The organism is Leptotrichia hongkongensis (assembly GCF_007990635.1).
Taxonomy (GTDB): domain Bacteria; phylum Fusobacteriota; class Fusobacteriia; order Fusobacteriales; family Leptotrichiaceae; genus Leptotrichia; species Leptotrichia hongkongensis.
Genome location: NZ_AP019846.1, coordinates 40,450 through 59,225, shown reverse-complemented (window position 1 = coordinate 59,225; position 18,776 = coordinate 40,450). Strand labels below are relative to the sequence as shown.

Here is an 18,776-nt window from a genome sequence, read left to right as displayed (position 1 = left end):
TTGTTTTTATAAAGTAATATGAATATAATAAAAAATAATTTAAACAGAAGGAGAAAAAAATGAAAAATTCATTCAAGATGATTATCATTTTGCTGATAATGGGAATTATTTTTGCTTGTCAGCCAAAACAAAAAGAGACGGCAAAAGGAAAAGCTGAAAAATCTAGTAAAATCACGTTGGCATTTAATCAGGATCCTGTTGGGAATCTAAATCCGCATGAATATTTGCCAAGTCAATTTATTACACAGGATATGGTTTACGATGGACTTGTATCTTATGGAGAAAATGGAAAAATTAAGCCTATGCTGGCTGAATCTTGGGATATTTCCAAAGATGGAAAAACTTACACTTTTAAATTGAGAAAAAATGTAAAATTCTCAGACGGTTCAGACTTTAATGCAAAAAATGTTGTAAAAAACTTTGACACTATCTTTTCTAAACAAAACAAATCAAATCACTCATGGTTTGCATTTACTAATCATTTAAAATCATACAGAGCAGTTGACGATTATACATTTGAAATAGTTCTAGATACAGCTTATACTGCAACACTCTATGACTTGGCAATGATACGTCCTATACGTTTTTTAGGAGACGCTGGTTTCCCTGAAAATGGAGATACTTCTAAAGGTATAAAAAAACCTATAGGGACAGGTGCTTGGGTGTTAAAAGAACATAAAAATAATGAATATGCAGTTTTCGTAAGAAATGAATATTACTGGGGAGAAAAACCTGCCGCTTCAGAAGTTGTAATTAAAAATATTCCAGATAGCGAAACACTTGCTCTTCAATTTGAAGCTGGAGATATTGATTTGATTTATGGAAACGGTTTAATCAGCCTAGATAGATTTGAAACATACAGACAAGATAAAAAATACACTACTGCCACTTCTGAACCAATGTCTACAAGAATGATACTTTTAAATACTACAAGTCCTATTTTAAAAGATCTTAAAGTAAGACAAGCATTAAGTCATGCTGTAGATAAACAAAGTATCGCAAAAAATATATTTGGTGGTGTTGAAAAACCTGCTGATACAATTTTTGCTCCAAATGTACCTCATACAAATATAGAACTTACAAAATATAATTTTGACTTGGCAAAAGCAGAGACATTGCTTGATGAAGCAGGATGGAAAAAAGGTACTGACGGTATGAGAGAAAAAGATGGTAAAAAAATGATTCTATCTTTCCCTTACATTAGCTCTAAAGTTACAGATAAAAATGTAGGAGAATACATTCAAGGAGAATGGAAAAAAATTGGTATACAAGTTGACTTAAAGGCAATGGAAGAAAAAGCATACTGGGAAAATGCAACTGCAAAAAATTATGACTTAATGTCTGACTATTCATGGGGAGCTCCTTGGGATCCACATGCTTACCTGACTGCAATGGCTGATGATTCAGTTAAAGGAACAAACCCTGCCTACGCTGCACAACTAGGTTTACCAATGAAATCTGAACTAGATAAAACTATTAAAGCTTTATTAATTGAACCTGATGAAACTAAATTAAATGAAATGTATAAATATGTATTAACTACTTTGCAAGAGCAAGCTGTATATATTCCAATCAGCTATCAAGCTTTACTAAGTGTTTATAGAACTGGAGAGCTGAAAGGCGTGAAATTTATGCCAGAAGAAAATAGAATTCCTGTATGGACAACTGTAAAAGTAAAATAAATTAAAAATATCAAAATAGTGAAGCCTCTTCAAAATTGAATCTAGAAATTACAACTAATTTATTCAAATAATTTTTAAAAGTTGGATTTTGGAGAGATTTAAAATATTCAATTTTAAGGGATGATTTTGTGATAAAAAAATTAATATCATTATTTTCAATCTTTCTGGCAATATCAGTTATTACATTTTTCCTTGTAAAACTGTCGCCAGGAGATCCTGCCCAAAATTATTTAAGGGCATCTCATGTAAGCATAACTGCTGAAACATTAACAGCAGCCAGAAAAAATTTAGGATTAGACAAACCTTTATATATTCAATATTTTAACTGGCTCACAGATATATTAAAAGGCAATTTTGGAATATCATATACAAAAAAAATTCCTGTTATAGAACTTGTAAATGAAGCTATTGTTCCAACTTTTCAGCTTGGAATTTTTTCATTTGTAATTTTAATTATATTATCTCCTTTATTAGGAGTCTTAAGCGCAATCAAGAAAAATACAATTTTTGACTATACAGTTCAAGCTTTATCATACGCAGGAGTATCACTTCCCACTTTTTGGCTAGGCTATATACTAATTATTTTCTTTTCAGTTTCATTAAAAATCCTGCCTGTTTCAGGAAGAGGCGACTGGAAAAATTTTATCTTACCTTGTATAACGCTTGTACTGCCTTTAATAGCACAGACAACTTTTTTTATAAGAAAAAATATACTTGAAGAAATGGATAAAGCTCATGTTGAAAATGCAATTATTCGAGGTGTTTCCAAAAAAAGAATAATTCTTAACCATTTGCTAAGAAATACATCTATTCCAATTATTACAGTTCTAAGTTCAAATATTATGTATTTACTGACAGGAAGTGTGTTAATTGAAGAAATTTTTGCTTGGCCTGGTATTGGAAAATTATTTACTACAGCTGTAAAAACTGGAGATTTTCCATTAATTCAAATTTGTCTTTTGTTTTTTGGAATAATGTCTATTATTGTAAATGAATTTACTCAAGCACTTGTAAAATATATGGATCCAAGATTAAGAATAAGAATAAAAGAAAAATCCAAAGCTGGAGGTGTATTGTAATTATGAAAAAAAGAAAATTATTTTATTTTTCAGTATCATTACTTGCTGGATTGATCTTCATTGCTATTTTTGCACCTTTACTTGCTCCTTATGATCCACAGTTTACTGATATTTCACAAAAACTTCAGCTTCCAAGCAAAATTCATAAGCTGGGAACAGATCATATGGGAAGGGATGTTCTTTCAAGGTTAATCTACGGAACAAGGCTGTCACTCATGATTTCAAGTCTAATTACAGTTGTTACATTATGTATAAGCTTTCCTATAGGAATTTTGGCAGGCTGGTTTGGAGGAAAGCTGGATAAAATATTTTTATGGATTGTAAATGTCTTCATGGCTTTCCCGAGTTTTCTTTTGTCAATGGCATTTGTCGGTATTTTAGGACAAGGAATAGGGAATATTGTAATTGCTGTAAGCGCTATTGAATGGATTTACTATGCAAGAATTTTAAGAAATACAGTTTCTAGCGTCAAACAGCAGGAGTATGTTCAGGCAACACGGGCAATCGGAGCTTCGCCCTTTTTCATAATAAGAAAGCATATTCTTCCTTTTGTTTTCAAGCCTGTCTTAATTGCAGCCCTAATAAATATTGGAAATATAATTTTAATGATTTCAGGATTTTCCTTTTTAGGAATAGGAGTACAGCCAAACATATCCGAATGGGGAATGATGCTAAATGACGCAAAACCTTACTTCAGACGAATTCCAGGGCTGGTACTGTATCCAGGACTTGCTATATTCATAACAGTTTTAGCATTTAACCTGTTAGGAGAAACTTTTGATAATAAAGGAATTAAAAAATTATGGAAAAATTAGATATAAATACACTAAAAGTCAGTATTGATAACAAAACAATACTAAATGACATTTCATTTACATTACCAAAGGGAGAAACTCTTATTATCATCGGTGAAAGCGGTTCAGGAAAAACAATGCTTTCCAGATTATTAGTAGGAATAAAGCCTGACAATGCCAACATAAATGGGAATATATTCTTTGATGAAAAAGATTTATTGAAAATATCAGAAAAGGAGTGGAATGAATACAGAGGTAAAAAAATTTCATACATTTCCCAAAATCCTATGGCTGTGTTTAACTCTTTTCAAAATGTGGAATCTCACGCTGTAGAACTATTTCAAAGCAGGCTCGGCTTATCAAAAAAAGAATGTATAAATAAGATGATTGAAGAAATGAAAAAATTAAATCTTCTAAATCCAGAAGCACTAATGAAAAAATATCCATTTCAATTAAGTGGAGGAATGTTGCAAAGAATAATGTTTTCTATGATGATTCAGCTAGAACCTGAACTGCTGATAGCTGACGAGCCTACTTCGGCCCTTGATTACTATAATACCGAAAAAGTTACTGAATTACTAAAAAATCTGCAATCCCAAAACACTTCACTCATAGTAATTACTCACGATTACAATCTCGCAAAAGAACTTGACGGAAAAATAATTATTATGAAAAATGGAAATTTGATTGAAAAAGGTAATACTTCTGATATGTTAAAAAATCCTCAAAGTGACTACGGAAAATCATTAATATTGAGAAAACACTACACAAGATACAAAAAAGAAGGAATTTGATATGAAAAAATTAGTAATTGAAAATGTAAGCAAACACTATGATAGAAAAGCTATTTTATCCAAAATAAATTTATCTATTTCACAAAATGAATGTATTGGCATTATGGGAGAAAGTGGTTCTGGAAAAAGTACATTAGCAAAACTGCTTGTGGGATTGGAACATTTTGATGAAGGAAATATCGTATTTAATGAAATATCATATAAAAATATCAATAAAAAGCAATTATCCTTAATTCATCGTAAAATTCAGCTAGTTTTTCAAAATGCTTTTGGAGCAGTAAATCCCAAATATACAGTAGAGGAAGTTTTAACTGAACCTCTAAAAATACACTATAAAAAAGAAATTACATACGATGAAATGAAAAAACGTGCAGAAATTTTTTTAGAAAAGGTAGGACTTAATCCCGAATTTATGTCACAAAAAGCCATTCAGCTAAGTGGAGGACAGCTGCAAAGGATCTGTATTGCAAGAGCATTAATACTGGAACCTGAAATAATTATATTTGATGAATCTGTGAGCGGGCTTGATCCTATTATTCAAGAGCAAATACTTGAACTTCTTGGCTCACTAAAGGAAACTATGAATTTAACATATATTTTCATTTCCCATGATTTTGAAGCGTGTTATTACCTATGTGATAAAATAGTTATAATAGAAAATGGAGAAATAGCTGATATTATTGAAAATCTTGATTCTCCTGTCATAATAAAAAATGAACGGATAAAACGTATTTTGGGAAAAGCTGTAAATTTTATTGAAACTATTCAATAAATAACTCTCTAGGTATTTTTTATTATTTTTCTAAAATATGCTCAAACCTATTTTAAATTAAACTGCTAAAATTATATAAATTTATGGTTTGAGTAAAATAGTCGTAGCTTTTGAGTTTAGTTTTAAATAAGTTTTACTATAAATAAAGAGGCTGTTATTGTTATATTATTTTACAGCCTCTATTTTTTAGGGGTATTTATTTAACTTATTTACAAGTGTCTTGCCAATTTGCAGGATAGATTACATATAAAAATCTTGCAAAGTTAGGAGCACTAAATTTTATTTTTGAACCTTTAGGGATTAAAATGGCATCTCCCCTGTTTCCTGTAACTTTACGTCCATCTACTATAATTTCTAATGTTCCGTCTATTACATAATCTATTTCATCGTAGTTCAGTTCCCAATCAAATGCAGATTCTTCCATTTCCATAACTCCGCAACTCAATCTTCCGCTTTCTTCTATTGTAAATACATCGGTTAAGAATACTTTGTCATTAGGATTTCCAGTATCAAATCTTTCAGGTTTTACTGAAGGAATTTTAACAACTCCTACTCCACTTTTATCAATATGTTTTTCAAATCCTCCAACTTTTCTTCCAAGTTCTTCTTGTACTACTTTTCTTAATATTTTTTCCAATGTTTCCTTATCTAAATTTTTTAAGTCCATTATTTCTTCCTCCAAAATCTTTCAATTAATTTTCAGGAACGAATAACCCTGTTTCTTCGTTTCTTGTTTGAATTAACGCTCTAGCATCTTTTGCAAGATTGTCAAGTTTTCCTTTTCTTTTCATAAGAAGAAGTGTTTTTGTACCTTTGTATTCAGAAAGCATATTTACATCTCCTTCACTGTCTCCTGCCACTAGAAGCGGATCTTTTCCACCATGTTTAGGTTTCAAGTATTTATTGATTACTTCAACTTTTCCTTTAGTCTGTGTTTGTGGATAGCCATGCTTATATTCGGCAACATATTTGTCTCCATTCATTTCAAGACGCATTCCATAAACACTATCAGAACTTAAATTATATCCATAAGACTTATTGCTTGCGAATACTTTTACAATATCTTCAAGAGAAGCTGAAACTATATATACTTTTATACCATTTTTTTCAAATTCATGAAATAAATTGGCTGTTTCAGGCTGAGTTCTTAAACCACTCTTATATTGATGGCTTACTTTACCTGCTTCACCTGTTAGTTTATCACTTGACTCAAGAACATATTTTCCAAGTTTATTCCCAATTCCAAAATCATTTGCTTCCTTAGCTAGTTTTTGAACTTCTGATACGCTCATATTTTCAAATAGGTAAAGTACCCACGGATAAGCTACATCATGCGAAAAACTTCCACCTATTGCTTCATAAAGAAATGCTAATTTTCCTCTAAAATCTTTAAATTCTTCAGTTTGTTTAATTTTTTCCAAAGACATTTTTTGAGTTTTTATGTAGTTATTGTAAAGAAAAGTGTATCTTTTATCCAAATCATTTGCTATTTTTGTAATGTTAATAGGCTGACCTTTTACATTAACATAGTCTTTTGCAAAGTTATCAAGCGGAATATCTTTTCTTATTGCTTTTGAAAATTGTGCCGGTGTCATTTTGAACTTTAAATTATCTATCTGATATCTAAACAAATTTTCTTGTGTATCTTGATAAATTGATGTATAATCCCAGTCAAAGACTACATAATTTCCTTGATTTTTATTTTCATCTATAAGTTTTGATAAAGCTTCCCTGTTTTTTGGAACCCATCTCAATTCGTCCAAATTAGCAGCTGATAAAGCGAATGCCATAACTAAAAATACCAATAATCCAATCAATTTTTTCATACTAAATTTCATCTTTCATCTCCTCAGATAATCATTTTTTCATATTTTTATTTTGCAGTTTCTTTTTTGCAGAATAATACTTTTGCTACAAATATCGCTGTTACTCCTGCTACTAATTTTCCAACTATCATTGGGAAAATCATTTGAGTATATTTTCCACCATCAAATCCAGCTGTAAATCCTAAATGGTCTCCAAAAACGAATGCTGCACTTACTGCAAAGGCAATATTCATAACTTTTCCATTTGCATCCATATCTTTTAAAATTCCAAACATAGGGATATTATTAGCCAAAGTTGCAACTAATCCAGCTGCACCAGCTTCGTTCATTCCAAGACTTTTTCCTAATACTTCAAGCGGTTTACCAAATACTTTTGTAATAAAATGTACTAATGGGTATGCTCCAGCAAGAACTATCGCAATTGCTCCAACTGTTCCTAAACCATCAGCTATTGGAGCCATTCCAGGAATTACTACAAAACCTGTCAATGCTTCAATTATTGAAGCTACTAATCCTATTGTAATTATAATTACTACTGCTTGACCAAAAACTGCAAATCCTTTTGTCATTTTTTCAGGCATAAAAATTAATCCTAAAATAATTAATGCAGCAACTATTATTATTGGTATCAAATTCACCAAAATTAATCCTATTGGGAATCCAGCCACTAATCCTCCTGCAAGTACTCCTAACGGTATTGTAGTAATTCCAGCTAAAATTCCTTTTGCCAAAAATGGCTTGTCATCTTTTTCAATAATTCCTAATGCTACTGGTATTGTAAACACGATAGTTGGTCCCATCATCGAACCTAATATAAATGCCGCTAATCTTCCAGCTTCTGGATTTTTAGCCATTCCTAATGCAAGCGGAGCTCCTCCCATATCATTTGCAAGAAGTGTTGTTGCAAACATAGCCGGATCTGCTCCTAATGCTGAATAAATTGGTCCTACTATTGGTGTCAAAATATTTCCTAAAACTGGTGCTAAAGAAATAATCCCAACCATAGCAACCGCAAGTGAACCCATAGCCATTATTCCTTCTTCAAATTTTTCACCATATCCCAGTTTATTTCCAAATATTTTATCTATTCCACCTATTGCCATAAAGATAGTCATAATAATAATTATTATTTTATCTATTCCCATTTTATATTCCTCCCAAATTTTCATTTAATTATTTTGTTTAAATGAAAATACTCAAAATTATATTTATTCAAAATCATTTTCTATAAAATACTTTTTATTAATTTGGATTACAAAAACTTTAATTACACAAATATAACTACACTTAAAAATTTTTTAAATATTTTATAAAAATTTAGAATTGCCCAATAAAAATATTTTTTATTTAAACATTTAATGCTATAAATTTACAAGGCAATTCTAGTTTATAACAATGGTTCTTCAATTAATAATTTAATGGATTATCTGCCACAGATTTTACTGCTTCAGCGAAAGCATCGCACGCAGCTTTACATGCTGACTGACTTCCTGTTAAAAGTGCTCCACCAAAGTTTGTTTCTGAAGGTGGTCCAAAGAATGCAACTAAACTTACATCTGCTGCTTTTAATGCAACATCTAAAGCGTACATTGCTTCAAGCGGAGGTGCTATTAGGTATGCTAATGATTCCCCTTCTGCAATTCCTGCTGTTTTTGATAAATAACTTCCTGTTCTTGATACACAATGTGCATAATATGCAATGCTATCATCATCATTTGCACTTATGAATGCTCCTTCATTTTCAATAAAGTCAACTGCTGCAGCTAGTCCACTTTTTACTTCCGCAGGAGTAGGTCCTGACAATATCCCTATTACTTCTCCTGCAAGTTTCGTATTCGCATTTGCAGCTCCACCATAGAATGATTTTCCGTAAACCACATCAACCACAGCTTTTTTTGTAGCTTCATCAAGTGCAGTATATGTAACATCATCACAATCTGCTGTTATAATTCCTATACTTCTATGTCCTTCAGGTAATTCCAGCTCTTTAGCCATATCATTATCTACATTTGGAATTAATCTTACAGCTAGTACATTTGCTTTTAATCTATCGCCTTTCATTGTTCCTCCTAAAGTTTTTAATTTTTATTTTTTATTAAGTTAATTTATAATTTTAAATCTTGTCCACTTGCTTTTGCATCAATTACTTTCTTAATTAATGTAGCAACGTGAGCTCCTGCTTCTGAAGATGGAGTTCCATCCTTATGAATATTTGAAACAACTGTTCTTTTTGCTTCAGAAATTCCAGGACGAGCCTTGTAAGTAATGTAGGCACTCATACTTTCTGCAGTTGTAAGTCCAGGACGTTCTCCTATTAATATACAAACTACATCAGCATTTAAAATTTCTCCAACATGATCTCCTGCTCCAACTCTTCCATATTTGATAAAAAATGGTGTTCCTGTCTCAATTCCATATCCTTTAAGCCCATTTAACAATGCAGGTATTATATTTTTTGCATTTGCTTCAACTGCAGTTGAACTTAATCCATCTGACAATAATATTTGAACTGTTGGATTTTTTTTACATTTTTCTTCTATTGTCTTTATTCCTTCTTCAGAAATTCTTCTTCCTAAATCAGGACGTGTGATATATTGGTCTCTGCTTTCACATTCAGTAGTAACTTCAAACAATCCAAGTTCATCAAGAAATTCTGTAGGCACGTCATTGAACACGGCATCTTGCGCTGCAGCGTGGTCTGCTCTTAATCTTAACAAAACTTCTGTTCTCATTCTTGTTCCAGCTCTTCCAATTCCAAGTCTTGCAGATGTTTTTTGTTTTAACTTCATATATTCTTCTCTGTCTTCAGGATTATCCACAAGCATTTGATCTTTTATGTTTATTTTTCCAATATCTCTTACTTCTCCGTTTACAATATGTGGATTTTCACGTGGCTCATCTCCGCTTTCGATATAAACTGAGCTTGTACTGACAACTGGTGCTTTTTCTTCAACAGTTGTTGATGGTTCGTCTATTTTCATTTCACCTATTATTTTTTCAATTACGTCTTTTAGTTCTCTTTCTGATAACATTGATTTTTCCTCCCTATTTTAAGAAAATTGAAGCGTCTCCGGCTCTATCTGTAAGTTTTCCATCTTTCATTATTCCCATTTTTTCTAACCATTGTTCAAAAGGTTTTATAGGTCTTCTGTTACATAGTTCTCTTAATGTAGCATCATCATGATAAGAAGATGTTTGATAGTTAAGCATTATGTCATCTCCTGCAGGAATAGCCATAAAGTAGTTACATCCTGCTACTGTTAATAATACTTTCAAGTTTTCAATATCATTTTGATCTGCTTTCATGTGGTTAGTGTAGCAAGCGTCAACTCCCATTGAGATTCCAGTAAGTTTACCCATAAAATGATCTTCAAGTCCAGCTCTTATTACTTGTTTACTGTTATACAAATATTCTGGTCCGATAAATCCAACAACCGTATTTACAATAAATGGATCAAATTTTTTCGCAAATCCGTAACATCTTGCTTCCATTGTAACCTGATCGCAACCATGGTGAGCATCTGATGACAATTCTGAACCTTGTCCTGTTTCAAAGTACATTACGTTAGGTCCTGTCGCTGTTCCATGTTTTAATGCCAAATCTCTTGCTTCCTGAATCATTGTTCCATTTATTCCAAATGCTTCATTTCCTTTTTCAGATCCTGCAATACTTTGGAAAACTAAGTCTGTAGGTGCTCCTCTTCTAATTGCTTCCATTTGTGTAGTTACGTGAGCTAATACACATATTTGAGTAGGAATTTGCCATTTAGTTTTTATTTCGTGGAATCTATGCAACACTCTCATAACACTGTCAACACTGTCATCAACTGGGTTTAATCCTAGCAAAGCATCTCCTTGCCCAAAGCTAAGCCCTTCATAAGTTGAAAGCATAATTCCATCTGGATCATCTGTTGTATGGTTAGGCTGCAATCTTGTTGCAAGTATTCCTTCTCCACCTATTTCAGTATTACAGAATTTTTTAATTCTTATTTTGCTTGCTCCTTGAATAAGATCCATATTACTCATAAGTTTAGCAACTGCTGCTACCATTTCACTTGTAAGACCTTTACTGATTCTCTTTATGTCATCACCACTTGTATGAGAATCCAAAATCCATTCTCTTAATTCACTTACAGTCCAGTTTTTTATTTCTCCATAAATCTTTTCATTTACAGCATCCTGGATAATTCTTGTAACTTCATCTTCTTCATAAGGTACTGCAGGATTGTTTCTTAAGTCTGCCAATGTTAACTCAGCCAACACAGCTTTTGCGGCAACTCTTTCTTCCGCTGTACTTGCACTTACTCCCGCAAGTTCATCTCCTGATCTAAATTCACTTGCCTTATTCTGTACATCTTTTACAGATTTAAATTCATACGTATGACCGAATAATTTTGTTTTTAATACCATCTTATTGCCACCTCTCTAAAATTTATTAATTTAATAACTGAATACCAATGTTTTTATTACGACAGGCAAAACATTTCCGTTTCCTAGCGGCGCTCCTATATCAATGTAGTCTCCGTCTCTTACTTTAACACTATCTATACAGATTATGTCATAATCAGCAAGCTCCAGTTTCATACATTGTCCAAGGACTTTTGCCATATCATTTTCAACTATGACGATTACAGGATGTTTTTTGTCATGCTTTCTTTTGATAATATCTGAAATTACTAAAGATAATTCCATTATTTCGTTATATGCCATATTATGCTTTCCTTTAAATGCAAGAGCCACATTTTCGAGTTCATTTTCAGAACTAAACCAGTCTAGCTTACCTTCTATCACTTTTCCCAGTTCATTAACAGGCAAATTCTCATCTGACTCAGACATTTTTAATACAGGAATATTTTTTATTGGGAAGATTCCTTCAGTATAAGTAATTGTGCTTCCGCTTATTTCTGTAGTATGGCTTCCTGCTCCAACTACTGTCGCTCCTATTGTTTCACTTAACTTCAAAGGCTCTATATTCAATTCTTTTAGAACTTTTACAATTTCTTCACCAAGAACTACTCCAATGTCATTATACTTGTACAAATCTTTTTCTACACGTCCATAGATGAAATCTGCAACTCCTCCAGTAAATGAGTAATGTTGAATGTCTTTATTGTGCTTTCTGAAGTCATTATATGTTACGATTTTATGATACAGTTCTGTTTTTGGAAAAATTTCTACACTTTCAAAAATAAGTTGTGCCATTCTTCTTGTTATTTTTCTCAAATCAGATTCACTTATAGGTTTTCCTAGTTCCAGCTTTACATTCACATCTTCAGCAATATCGTACATTTTTTTGAAAATATAACGTGTATTCCTGTTTTCATCAAATTTTATAAGTCGTCCTCCTATATCAAGGCAAGTAGTGTCTTCCACTTCTCCCCTATTAAAGACAACATTATTTGTAGTACCTCCTCCTATATCAAAGTTTACGATACTTGTATTTTTTTCTTCAGAATATCCATAGGCTCCCGAACCTTTTCCAGCAATAATGCTTTCAAGATCAGGACCTGCAGTTGCTACAACAAAATCTCCTGCCATTCCACTAAGTATCTGTAATACTTCCTTAGCGTTTTCCTTTCTTGCAGTATCTCCTGTTATTATTACAGCTCCTGTTGAAACATCCTTATATTGTATATTTGCTTTTTTGTATTCAGATTCTATTATTTCCTTAACTTTTTTTGCATCTATTTTTGTTTCATTTTCTAATGGGGTAATATAAATTTCACTTCTATAAACAACTTCTTTTCCTATTATTTTTATTTGAGGAGCTGTAAATGCGCTTCCCCTATTTTCAATATATATCTTTGAAAAAATAAGCTGTGTTGTGGAAGTCCCAATGTCTATCCCCACACTTAGTATTTCTTCTGTCATCTCAAGACTCCTTTGTCTTTACATAAATCTATCAATTTTCAAATCCAAAACTAATCTCAGTTCCTTTATTGCCAGTCTTTATATCCAGATTCCCATATAGTTTCTCCTTCACAAGACTTTTAACTATTTGCAATCCAATGCTTCCTTTTTCAAAATCCCTTTCATCCATTCCTATTCCATTATCACTTATGGAAACACGAGATTTCATTTCCCCTCTTTTTACCCTTATCGTTATTTGTCCTTTAGTTTTTCCTTTAAAGGCATGCTTTATACAATTTTCTACAAGTTCGTTTACTATCAAGGCTATTGTTGTTGCCTTATCTGAACTTATTTCAAAGTTGTCTCCAATGACATCTATTTTAAGCTTCAGATGCCCGTCTAAATTCTCTCTCACTGAATTTTTCAGAATCTTATTTATAACTTCCTTTATTTCAAGTTCATCAAGTCCATTCTGTGCAAGCAGTTCATGAGTAACTGAAATACTTAAAATTCTATTTATACTATCACTAAATGCAGCCTTTACAGCTTTATCATCAGTCTTTCTAGCCTGTATTCTAAGTAAGCTTGCTATTGTCTGCAAATTGTTCTTTACTCGATGGTGTATTTCCTTTATTGCAACAGATTTTAGGACTAATTCCTTTTCCTTCACTTTAATTTCGGTAATATCTTTTATAAATAAGACTACATTTTTAACGTTATTTGTTTCCTTTACTAATATGTATTCAAGGCTTAAAACCATATTTGATATATTTATATCAGATCTTTTATTTACTTTTCCACTTAGCACATCTTCAAATTCAACATTATCAATTACAATATTATCAAATTTTTCTCCAAGGAAAGAATCCTTATAGCCAATTTTTCTGTAAACATATTTTGCTCTGGAATTAGCATATATGCACATGCCTTCCTCATTAAAGATTATAATTCCATCATTTATATAGTCAATAATTTTCCGCTCCCGCATCATTCCAACAGAACTCATAAGTATATCATCAGTTGCATTGTTCAAAAAACTCAGCCCCTTGCCGATATTTTCCTCATTCATTCCTTCTTCAACTATAAGAACGGCTATTATTTTTCCATCCTGTTCATCACTTCTTATGGGTACTACATTTTGCGTTACACTTTTATTTTCTTGCGTCAATGCCTTATAATCTCTTGATGGATGCCCAGTTTCAAGAGTTCTAAGTACAGCTGGTTCATTCTTCCTATAGGCAAATTTTCCTACTACACTTTGAGTATAGCTCGATCCTATTCTTGGTTTTGCCTCAGCAACTACAATTGCTGTATCTCTATTTTCTGTCATGCAGTCTATAAACACGTCTGCCTTTAGAAGTTTACTCATTACAGGCAGCCCTTCACATATTTTTTCCAGCTTTTCAATATCTTTATTTGAAAGTTGCGTATATTGTCTACATATCGTTCTAAGCATCTTCATCTCCAGATAAAATTATAATATCTGCTATTTTTCCCATGTCACATCTTTTATTCATACTAAGCGTTCTTATGTATTCATATGCCTCATTTTCAGTAAAGTTTCTTGTTTTCATCAAAATACTTTTGGCAATATCAATTTTTTTTCTATCCTCCAGCTTCTGACTTGTTTTTAAATATTTTTTTTCCAGCTTTTCAAATTCTTCTTGCTTATTAAATATGATTTCAAGATTAGGAATAAAGGATTTTTCATCAATGGGTTTTACTATATATCCTATTATTCCTATATTCTTGGCTTCTTCTATAAATTCCTTATTGGAATAGGCTGTGAGTAAAACAATACCTCTAGACAATTTTTCCTCCGTTATGACTTTTGCTGCTTTCAGTCCATCAAGTATCGGCATTTTGACATCCATTATGACAAAGTCAGGTTTATGTTTTCTGCTCTGTTCAATTGCATCAAATCCGTCTCCCGCCTGAGCAACCACATCATAATTTGCTTCTTTCAATATTTCACATATATCCATTCTTGTTATCGGCTCATCATCTACAACTATTATTTTTCTCATTTTTTTTCCTTTTCCTCGAATTTAATATAAATCTGTCAGTAGCTGCTTCATTTCTATTCTGCTAAATCTTCTTGGGTTTTCCCCAGTACACATATCATTTTCTATCTGATCAATTACGCTTTCCATTTCTGAAAAATATTGATCTTCAGGTATACCAAGTTCTCTTAAGCTACCTGGTATTGACATTTTAGCAGCTCGCATTTTAATAGCTTTTGCTAAAATTTGTACTCCTTCTGCATCTTCCTTAGGTGCAAATCCCAATGCTTCAGCAATTTCACGATAATATCTAGCCGCATTCTTATTTTGTGCATTAAACTCTATAACTTTTGGCATTATTATCGCATTAAGCCGTCCATGCGGTTTATGAAATCTTGCGCCTAGCGAATGTGCTATACTGTGGTTTATTCCCAGTCCTGCATTGCTAAATGCTACTCCTGCCATACATGAAGCAATTTGTAAATCAATTCTTTCTCTTTCAAGTTCAGGATTTTCAAAGTTGCTTACTAAATCAGCAAAAACAGTTTTTATTGCTCCTATGGCAAGTGTATTTGTAAACAAGTTTCTAGATCTTGAAACATAAGCTTCTATAGCGTGTGTCAAAACATCCATTCCTGTATCCGCAATTATTGATGGCGGAAGAGTTTTTATAAACTCTGGATTTAAAATTGCTATATCAGGCAGCATTTCACTATCACTCAGCGGTATTTTTTTACTTTGAGTTGTAACAACTGCATAAGATGTTACTTCTGATCCTGTTCCACTTGTTGTTGGCACTGCAATAAATTTAGGCTTTTTATATTCTCCCATTGCCCTTTTTATTTTATTTGTAAAATAAATCATTGATTTACAGGCATCTATTGGTGATCCTCCTCCTAGTGCTATTATACAGTCAGGATCATAAGCGCTAAGCTCAAGCATACCCTTTATAATTTCTTCATCTGTGGGATCTGGTTTAACATCCGAATATATTTTAGCATCTATTCCTCTTGATTTTAAGATATTTGTTATTCTATTCACTACTTTTAGTTTGACCATATTCTCGTCTGTTACTAAAAATACTTTTTCGATTTCCATTGTTCTTAATATATCCAAAGAATTAGCTCCGTAATGAATATCCGGCTTTATTTGAAATAAACCCATTAAATCCACTTCCTTTCTATTGTGCTCTCAATCTCCGTAACATTTTACTAATAAATCTAAAAAGTCTAGAGTTGAGAAAATAGTTATTACTTTTAAATTTTATTCCAAAGTAATCTTACTATAATTCCTTTATTTTGGATAATATTTTTCGGATTGTGTCAGAATCTGTAATTTTATAATTTTTTACAAGTATTTCAATTACTTTCTTTTCCAAATCATCACAATCTCTTGTATTTTTTCTGATTTCATTTCCCGATGCAGAATTTGACACGCCACAAGTCTTTTCGTATCTCACTTCTATTCCTTGTTCTCTGATCATGTCTTTTGCTCCGGGAGTAATAATCATATCAGCCTGAACCACCAGTTCCTTATCTTGAATATATTCAAAAAGATTTTTTACTGTTATCAATCTTTTTCCCATTTTTTTACTCCTTTTCCGATTCCAAACTGTCTATTATTCCTACAATAGTCGCATCTACAGGAGTTTCAGCATCAAATACATGTCTTGCAGAACTTCCAGTAACGATTATTACCTTATCGCCCTGTCCAGCACCAATATAATCGGCTGCCACCATTTTTCTGCTTCCATGACCTTCGCCTGTACCTTCCACTTCAACTACCATAAGTTTTAGTCCTCTTAGCTTTTCATCCTTTCTTGTTGCCCAGACATTATCTACAACTTTTCCAATTAACATGTTATTGTCCTCTTTCATAGCACAGTTCAATGCTATTTTCTTTTATATAATCCATCGCAAGGGAAGTTACTTTAGATTTTGCATCAACTTCGAGTATCTGATTTTTTAATCCTAGCTTTCTAAGTCTGCTTTCTGTTACCAAACCTTTTAAATACAATTTTTCTTTAGCATCAAAAGTATTTTTTACTTCTGTTCTTTTCACAACCTTTATTCCAAATTCTTGAACTTTTTTGACATATTCATCATAAAGGCTTATTAATGCAGCAGGTTTAGTATATTTTTTATATTCCAGCCCTTCTTCGACAAGCAGAACTTCTCCTTCATTAAAAAGAAATTCTGTTATGATACTTTTTTTCCCTTGTGAGAGATCAATTAAATCATTTATTCCAAGAGTTGATACAACAAGTCTCTTTTGATTTTCATTTTTTTCTATTTCTTCCCATGTACTGTCCAACTTTATGTTGTCTACAACTGATGTCTCTTTTTTAAGTTCATCCTTCAAGACTTCATCATTTCCTAAAAAAGCTGTTATTATTGATTTTTCAGGAGAATGTTTGATATTTTCAGATAAACTTTGATTTTCTCTTTTGGCAATTTCCTTTAATACTTCCCTTGCAAGCACTTCTATTAAATCTTGAGTATCCATTTCATCTCCTGCCCTTTTCACTTTAATCTTTTACAATGCTTCCAGTTACTCCTGAAGTATATCCACAAGCATTTGCTTCATCAAAATCAATATGCATGCTCAATCTGAAACTGTCCTTTACTCTTATTAAAACATCATCAAATATTAATGGTCTGTCACTATGAATTTTTACTTTCACAGTTTCACCATCATTTACAGAAAATCTTTTTGCATCTTCACTTGTCATGTGTATATGTCTTCTTGCAACTATAAGCCCTTTATCCAACTGTATATATTTATCACCTACACCTATAAGTATTCCTGGTGTCCCTTCAATTTTTCCACTTTCTCTTATCACTCCTTTGACTCCAATTTCACGGCAGTCAGTAAGTGATAACTCCACTTGAGAAAAATTTCTACATGGTCCTAATATTGCAACACTCGAAAATTCTCCTTTTGGTCCAATTACTCTAACTCTTTCCTTTGCGGCAAACTGTCCAGGCTGTGATAAATCTTTTACAGGTGTCAACTCATATCCTTCTCCAAAAAGTGCTTCCACGTGTTCTTTGGTAAGATGCACATGACGACCTGATGCTTCCACCATAAAGGTATCTTCTTTTTCTGTTGTCAGAATTTCCTGCAACTTATCTCTTATTATTCTCTCCAATTCATTTTTGTCCATAATATCTCCCAATTCAGAGCTTATGATTTATAATCTCCGTTATTTGCTTTTAACATCATCAAGTACAATATACTGCTCAGACGGTTTAGTGCCTTTAGCATGTCTACTCTTTCCGTCTTCCCTTCCTTATAAAAAGCATCTACTGCAGCAACTTCACACTCTCTTGACAAAGCTCTAAGACAGTTTATATCAATGACTGCTTCATCAAAATCAGCATTTATTTCAAAGAGATGTCCTGTTTTGTAATATTTAATTGTATTATGAGTTATATCTTTTAACGTATCAATATCATATCCAAGAACATCTCTTTCCTGAAACGGTGTATCAGTCATTTCACTTATAAACAAATCTCTTACAAATCTATATGCCTGTGCAAAGTCACTTTCCAATTTTTTATTCTTTTCATATTTTTTCCAGTATCTTATTACCTCAGCCTGCAAAATATCAAACTTACCTCGTAAAACAATTCTCTTATGATTTTTTACAACAAGTTCATTTCCAAACAGTTGAGTCATAAATTCAGGCTTTTTATCATAAGTTGCTCCTGTAATATAGTCTTTATACTGTCTTTTTGGAGGGGCTTTTTCTTCGGAAGTATTTGCTTGAGAGTCTTTATCTTTGTTTACATCGTCTGATTCGTTATTCACAACTTGATCCTGTGATCTTTTTATTCTAAAATCAATTTTTTTTACATTTAAAAACTCTCTTGCTGACGGTGTAAGGATGTCTTTTTCAGTTATATGTACTTTTTCAAGCTGCCCTTCCTTATCTAATTTTCTAAGCATTCCTTCTGTTATAACAGGCATTTTT

The 18,776-nt window shown here is 32.2% G+C and carries 20 protein-coding genes; 5 read left to right on the top strand and 15 right to left on the bottom strand.

From position 1 onward, the window contains the following. The first annotated feature begins 59 nt into the window (after positions 1-59). From nikA to FVE75_RS00260, 5 genes are all read left to right on the top strand, one after another. Positions 60-1,682 carry a nickel ABC transporter substrate-binding protein gene (gene nikA, locus FVE75_RS00280; protein WP_147004710.1) on the top strand — a complete coding sequence of 541 codons (1,623 nt, stop codon included), beginning with the start codon at positions 60-62 and terminating at the stop codon, positions 1,680-1,682. A 128-nt stretch (positions 1,683-1,810) separates the two neighbouring features. After that, complete coding sequence (locus tag FVE75_RS00275) at positions 1,811-2,761, top strand: ABC transporter permease (RefSeq protein WP_147004709.1); 951 nt, start codon at positions 1,811-1,813, stop codon at positions 2,759-2,761. 2 nt (positions 2,762-2,763) lie between these two features. Continuing rightward, positions 2,764-3,576 (top strand): ABC transporter permease, encoded by an 813-nt coding sequence (locus FVE75_RS00270; protein ID WP_147004708.1) that lies wholly within the window; start codon positions 2,764-2,766, stop codon positions 3,574-3,576. Beyond that, a complete protein-coding gene (locus tag FVE75_RS00265; RefSeq protein ID WP_147004707.1) occupies positions 3,564-4,349 on the top strand; it encodes an ATP-binding cassette domain-containing protein in 786 nt (261 codons plus the stop codon). Before FVE75_RS00270 ends, FVE75_RS00265 begins: the two co-directional genes overlap by 13 nt. Position 4,350: 1 nt before the next feature. After that, complete coding sequence (locus FVE75_RS00260) at positions 4,351-5,121, top strand: ABC transporter ATP-binding protein (protein WP_147004706.1); 771 nt, start codon at positions 4,351-4,353, stop codon at positions 5,119-5,121. A 205-nt stretch (positions 5,122-5,326) separates the two neighbouring features. On the opposite strand, the gene FVE75_RS00255 is transcribed toward FVE75_RS00260, so the two are convergent. The 15 genes from FVE75_RS00255 to FVE75_RS00185 all read right to left on the bottom strand — a co-directional run bounded on the left by FVE75_RS00255 (position 5,327) and on the right by FVE75_RS00185 (position 18,772). After that, complete coding sequence (locus FVE75_RS00255) at positions 5,327-5,788, bottom strand: cupin domain-containing protein (protein ID WP_021743459.1); 462 nt, start codon at positions 5,786-5,788, stop codon at positions 5,327-5,329. A gap of 25 nt (positions 5,789-5,813) precedes the next feature. Beyond that, complete coding sequence (locus FVE75_RS00250; RefSeq protein ID WP_374123913.1) at positions 5,814-6,911, bottom strand: haloacid dehalogenase-like hydrolase; 1,098 nt, start codon at positions 6,909-6,911, stop codon at positions 5,814-5,816. An 83-nt stretch (positions 6,912-6,994) separates the two neighbouring features. Continuing rightward, complete coding sequence (eutH, locus tag FVE75_RS00245) at positions 6,995-8,092, bottom strand: ethanolamine utilization protein EutH (RefSeq protein WP_147004704.1); 1,098 nt, start codon at positions 8,090-8,092, stop codon at positions 6,995-6,997. Positions 8,093-8,354: 262 nt separating this feature from the next. Beyond that, the gene (gene eutL / locus FVE75_RS00240; RefSeq protein ID WP_006805299.1) at positions 8,355-9,008 is read right to left on the bottom strand and encodes an ethanolamine utilization microcompartment protein EutL; all 654 of its coding nucleotides are present in this window, start codon (positions 9,006-9,008) and stop codon (positions 8,355-8,357) included. A gap of 44 nt (positions 9,009-9,052) precedes the next feature. Beyond that, positions 9,053-9,979, bottom strand: a complete 927-nt coding sequence (gene eutC, locus FVE75_RS00235; protein WP_147004703.1) for an ethanolamine ammonia-lyase subunit EutC — start codon at positions 9,977-9,979, stop codon at positions 9,053-9,055. Positions 9,980-9,992: 13 nt separating this feature from the next. After that, positions 9,993-11,357: an ethanolamine ammonia-lyase subunit EutB gene (locus FVE75_RS00230; RefSeq protein ID WP_006805301.1), complete on the bottom strand. Its 1,365-nt coding sequence runs from the start codon at positions 11,355-11,357 to the stop codon at positions 9,993-9,995. A 30-nt stretch (positions 11,358-11,387) separates the two neighbouring features. Beyond that, entirely contained in the window at positions 11,388-12,818 is a 1,431-nt protein-coding gene (gene eutA, locus FVE75_RS00225; RefSeq protein WP_147004702.1) for an ethanolamine ammonia-lyase reactivating factor EutA, read from the bottom strand. A 31-nt stretch (positions 12,819-12,849) separates the two neighbouring features. Next, a complete protein-coding gene (locus FVE75_RS00220) occupies positions 12,850-14,253 on the bottom strand; it encodes a sensor histidine kinase (protein ID WP_147004701.1) in 1,404 nt (467 codons plus the stop codon). Continuing rightward, on the bottom strand, positions 14,246-14,824 hold the full coding sequence (locus FVE75_RS00215; protein ID WP_147004700.1) for an ANTAR domain-containing response regulator: 579 nt from the start codon (positions 14,822-14,824) through the stop codon (positions 14,246-14,248). Before FVE75_RS00215 ends, FVE75_RS00220 begins: the two co-directional genes overlap by 8 nt. A gap of 21 nt (positions 14,825-14,845) precedes the next feature. Next, positions 14,846-15,964 carry a 1-propanol dehydrogenase PduQ gene (locus FVE75_RS00210; protein ID WP_021743452.1) on the bottom strand — a complete coding sequence of 373 codons (1,119 nt, stop codon included), beginning with the start codon at positions 15,962-15,964 and terminating at the stop codon, positions 14,846-14,848. A gap of 118 nt (positions 15,965-16,082) precedes the next feature. After that, positions 16,083-16,385: a hypothetical protein gene (locus FVE75_RS00205; RefSeq protein ID WP_147004699.1), complete on the bottom strand. Its 303-nt coding sequence runs from the start codon at positions 16,383-16,385 to the stop codon at positions 16,083-16,085. 4 nt (positions 16,386-16,389) lie between these two features. After that, on the bottom strand, positions 16,390-16,659 hold the full coding sequence (locus FVE75_RS00200) for a EutN/CcmL family microcompartment protein (RefSeq protein ID WP_039900985.1): 270 nt from the start codon (positions 16,657-16,659) through the stop codon (positions 16,390-16,392). 1 nt (position 16,660) lies between these two features. Then, entirely contained in the window at positions 16,661-17,305 is a 645-nt protein-coding gene (locus tag FVE75_RS00195) for an ethanolamine utilization protein (protein WP_147004698.1), read from the bottom strand. A gap of 22 nt (positions 17,306-17,327) precedes the next feature. Continuing rightward, complete coding sequence (eutD, locus tag FVE75_RS00190) at positions 17,328-17,966, bottom strand: ethanolamine utilization phosphate acetyltransferase EutD (RefSeq protein WP_147004697.1); 639 nt, start codon at positions 17,964-17,966, stop codon at positions 17,328-17,330. A 20-nt stretch (positions 17,967-17,986) separates the two neighbouring features. Next, a complete protein-coding gene (locus tag FVE75_RS00185) occupies positions 17,987-18,772 on the bottom strand; it encodes a cobalamin adenosyltransferase (RefSeq protein WP_147004696.1) in 786 nt (261 codons plus the stop codon). Positions 18,773-18,776 lie beyond the last annotated feature (4 nt).

What these genes read in the sequence shown, in the direction of transcription:
- nikA (WP_147004710.1), top strand. Translation starts at nt 60, where the DNA reads ATGAAAAATTCATTCAAGATGATTATCATTTTGCTGATAATGGGAATT.
- FVE75_RS00270 (WP_147004708.1), top strand. Translation starts at nt 2,764, where the DNA reads ATGAAAAAAAGAAAATTATTTTATTTTTCAGTATCATTACTTGCTGGA.
- FVE75_RS00265 (WP_147004707.1), top strand. Translation starts at nt 3,564, where the DNA reads ATGGAAAAATTAGATATAAATACACTAAAAGTCAGTATTGATAACAAA.
- FVE75_RS00260 (WP_147004706.1), top strand. Translation starts at nt 4,351, where the DNA reads ATGAAAAAATTAGTAATTGAAAATGTAAGCAAACACTATGATAGAAAA.
- FVE75_RS00255 (WP_021743459.1), bottom strand. Translation starts at nt 5,788, where the DNA reads ATGGACTTAAAAAATTTAGATAAGGAAACATTGGAAAAAATATTAAGA.
- FVE75_RS00250 (WP_374123913.1), bottom strand. Translation starts at nt 6,911, where the DNA reads ATGGCATTCGCTTTATCAGCTGCTAATTTGGACGAATTGAGATGGGTT.
- eutH (WP_147004704.1), bottom strand. Translation starts at nt 8,092, where the DNA reads ATGGGAATAGATAAAATAATAATTATTATTATGACTATCTTTATGGCA.
- eutL (WP_006805299.1), bottom strand. Translation starts at nt 9,008, where the DNA reads ATGAAAGGCGATAGATTAAAAGCAAATGTACTAGCTGTAAGATTAATT.
- eutC (WP_147004703.1), bottom strand. Translation starts at nt 9,979, where the DNA reads ATGTTATCAGAAAGAGAACTAAAAGACGTAATTGAAAAAATAATAGGT.
- FVE75_RS00230 (WP_006805301.1), bottom strand. Translation starts at nt 11,357, where the DNA reads ATGGTATTAAAAACAAAATTATTCGGTCATACGTATGAATTTAAATCT.
- eutA (WP_147004702.1), bottom strand. Translation starts at nt 12,818, where the DNA reads ATGACAGAAGAAATACTAAGTGTGGGGATAGACATTGGGACTTCCACA.
- FVE75_RS00220 (WP_147004701.1), bottom strand. Translation starts at nt 14,253, where the DNA reads ATGCTTAGAACGATATGTAGACAATATACGCAACTTTCAAATAAAGAT.
- FVE75_RS00215 (WP_147004700.1), bottom strand. Translation starts at nt 14,824, where the DNA reads ATGAGAAAAATAATAGTTGTAGATGATGAGCCGATAACAAGAATGGAT.
- FVE75_RS00210 (WP_021743452.1), bottom strand. Translation starts at nt 15,964, where the DNA reads ATGGGTTTATTTCAAATAAAGCCGGATATTCATTACGGAGCTAATTCT.
- FVE75_RS00205 (WP_147004699.1), bottom strand. Translation starts at nt 16,385, where the DNA reads ATGGGAAAAAGATTGATAACAGTAAAAAATCTTTTTGAATATATTCAA.
- FVE75_RS00200 (WP_039900985.1), bottom strand. Translation starts at nt 16,659, where the DNA reads ATGTTAATTGGAAAAGTTGTAGATAATGTCTGGGCAACAAGAAAGGAT.
- FVE75_RS00195 (WP_147004698.1), bottom strand. Translation starts at nt 17,305, where the DNA reads ATGGATACTCAAGATTTAATAGAAGTGCTTGCAAGGGAAGTATTAAAG.
- eutD (WP_147004697.1), bottom strand. Translation starts at nt 17,966, where the DNA reads ATGGACAAAAATGAATTGGAGAGAATAATAAGAGATAAGTTGCAGGAA.
- FVE75_RS00185 (WP_147004696.1), bottom strand. Translation starts at nt 18,772, where the DNA reads ATGCCTGTTATAACAGAAGGAATGCTTAGAAAATTAGATAAGGAAGGG.